This window comes from Pseudomonas sp. P5_A2_2 (assembly GCF_054177685.1).
In genome coordinates, this window is sequence record NZ_JBGCUL010000665.1 from 1 (window position 1) to 2517 (window position 2517).

The window sequence follows — 2517 nt, forward strand, 5'->3', positions numbered from 1 at the left end:
CGCTGAGGGTGTGGCCGGCTTCCAGCAAGCGACTGACGAGCAGTTGACCGGAGGTGTCATTGGCATATTCACGGGTATCGCTGACGGTCAGCACGGCAATATTCAGGGGTATAAACAATGCATCCGGTTTGACGCTCATGGGGTTCTCCGGCAGGTATTAGCTAAATAGCTGAATTAAACAACTTCCGGAGACTAATTCGATAAATCAAGCCCTGTCTAATCACTCTAACCAACCAGACTATCGAGCCAATCTATCAATATAAAAAGACCAGGAAAAACATCAATGATAGAGCCCATCGATAACCCCTTAGATAGCAGTGATTGGACGCACGCCGAAGACAATGAGATCGTCTCGGCTCACGTTTTCTGCCTTACCTTGTGTCTTGCGCACCTGAGTCAATACTTAACCCCTCACTCCCCCGCCAGCAGGTGCCGTCATGGACATCAAACAACTCAAGTTCCTGATCGCCCTGGAGCAGACCCGCCACTTCGGCCAGGCTGCCGCGCGCTGCCACATCACCCAGCCCACGCTGTCGATGCGCCTGCGCAATCTTGAGGATGAACTGGACCTGGTGTTGGTCACCCGGGGCCAGCGCTTCGAGGGTTTTACCGAGGCCGGCGAGCGTGTACTGGCGTGGGCCAGGACCCTGCTGGCCGCCCACGACGGGCTCTTCGCCGAGGCTGCCGCGTGCCGGGGCCAACTCGTCGGCAACTTGCGCCTGGGGCTGGTGCCCCTCAGCAGCTTCAACCCGGTCACCTACATTCAGGGCCTGTCCCGCAGCTTTCCCGAGCTCAAGTACAGCCTGTCGTCCTTGAGTTCCGACCAGATCATCGAGGGCCTTGGCAACAATCAGCTGGACCTGGGCGTGTGCTACCTCGATCACGTCAACCCGAGCTATTTCGAGTTTTTCGAGATCGGCGAGACCCGCGTCGGCCTGCTGTACGACACCCGCCACTTCCATTTCGACGGCACGCAAATGAGCTGGGAGGACGCCGCCGAACTGCCGCTGGGGATGCTCAGCAACGGCATGCACTACCGCAAATCCATCGACCTGAGCTTTCGCAGCCGCGGACTGGACCCGCAGCCGATCCTGGAAAGCGATTCGACCTACCAGTTGCTGCAGGCGATTCACGAGGGTTTCTGTTGCGCGATCATGCCGCTGGACAGTGGCCTGGAAGAGCCCATCGAACACCTGTCGTTCATCGAATTGCCGGATGCCAGCGTGCTCGCGCCCCTGGGCCTGGTGATGCGCAAGACCGAACCGCGCTCGGCGATTGCCGAGAAGTGTTTTGCCGAAGCGCGAACTTTGTTCAGCCGGACTAACTGATCAAGTTTCGGCTTTATATAAAACCGGACCAGATATGTTTGGCCAGCCTGATAGACATCACCAATCGGCACATCGGAACAAGCGATTGGACCCGTTAAAAAGTTACCCGTAGCCCGAACTTAATTAAGCGCTTCGAGATTTTTTTCATGTTGTGCCAAGTTGAACAAACCGATATTCGAAGCGACACTAACGCCCCCGCGCCCAAACCGCTGAGTGTGAACTTTCGCGAGTACGACAACGCTGCGTCAGTTTGTCAGGCGGCGCTGGGTCACCGTGGCGGCGTTGACCCTCTACGACATGTGCAAGGCAGTGGACCGAGGCATGGTCATCGATGACATCCGCCTGCTGAGCAAACAAGGTGGCCGCTCCGGCCATTTCAAGTTCGAGGACGCCCAATGATCCTGATCAATTACTTCGCCCGTTACCGCGAACAGCTCAACCTGGGCGGTGAAAAACTGCCCCTGACCGACAGCCTCRAGACCATCGAAGACGTGCGCCGCCTGCTGATGGCTCGCGGTGAGCTGTGGAGCCATGTGCTCGGTGAGAACAACCTCATGTGCGCGCTGAACCAGGAGCTGTGTCATCCGGACCGGGTGATCGAGGACTATGACGAGATCGCCTTTTTTCCACCGGTCACCGGGGGTTGAGGCATAAGACGTGGGGTCCGGCGCACGCTGGGTCGATGCCCGTGACAGCGACCGGTCAGCCGTCGAGCGCTGGGCAGAGGCGCAGCATCAAGCGACTATCCAACGCACTGCGGCATTGCATTGCTTCGGTTCAAGCGCGGGGTGATTGAGGTTTTGATCGGCTGCGGGTTGATCGGCCTTATCGTGCGCCTGATGTTCTGAATCAAACATTTACACGCGCCGCAATCCTCCCTAGTATCCAGCCGTCCCCCGAATGGCTTGTTCCACTCGCCACCGACGATTTCCGCCGCCGGAAACCTGCGCCATGCGTACTTTGCCGTCAGAACAGCAGCTGCTGAAACTCTCGAACCTGGCCACCTCGCTGCTGGCCGTGGACGGCATTGCATGAAGCGCATCGTCAACCTGCCCATGGCCCTGCGCCGCTCCAAACTGCGTCACTCCGCACGTCCGCCGGATAGCGCCCTGCTCGCCTGATCGGCGAGCCCCCCTCCTTCGCTATCCCTGCGTTTGCTCAGCGTATGCAATCCCTATGGGAGCGAGCC

The 2517-nt window shown here is 58.5% G+C and carries 2 protein-coding genes and 2 pseudogenes; 3 read left to right on the forward strand and 1 reads right to left on the reverse strand.

Translation table 11 applies throughout. The features are described 5' to 3' along the window. Positions 1-139 (reverse strand): annotated as a pseudogene (locus ACXRVY_RS23890) (molybdenum cofactor biosynthesis protein); the annotation flags it as partial. Between the two features lie 298 nt (positions 140-437). On the opposite strand from ACXRVY_RS23890, the gene ACXRVY_RS23895 reads away from it, so the two are divergent. The 3 genes and pseudogenes from ACXRVY_RS23895 to moaD all read left to right on the forward strand — a co-directional run bounded on the left by ACXRVY_RS23895 (position 438) and on the right by moaD (position 1975). Further along, positions 438-1328, forward strand: coding sequence for a LysR family transcriptional regulator (locus ACXRVY_RS23895; protein WP_104447491.1), 891 nt, complete (start codon positions 438-440; stop codon positions 1326-1328). Positions 1329-1598: 270 nt separating this feature from the next. Continuing rightward, positions 1599-1727: pseudogene (locus ACXRVY_RS23900) on the forward strand (cyclic pyranopterin monophosphate synthase MoaC); the annotation flags it as partial. Beyond that, entirely contained in the window at positions 1724-1975 is a 252-nt protein-coding gene (gene moaD, locus ACXRVY_RS23905) for a molybdopterin converting factor subunit 1 (protein ID WP_458238417.1), read from the forward strand. The pseudogene ACXRVY_RS23900 and the gene moaD, both read left to right, overlap by 4 nt. The last annotated feature ends 542 nt before the right edge of the window (positions 1976-2517 follow it).

Excerpts from the sequence above, each read along its gene's own strand:
- ACXRVY_RS23895 (WP_104447491.1), top strand. The coding sequence starts at position 438 with ATGGACATCAAACAACTCAAGTTCCTGATCGCCCTGGAGCAGACCCGC.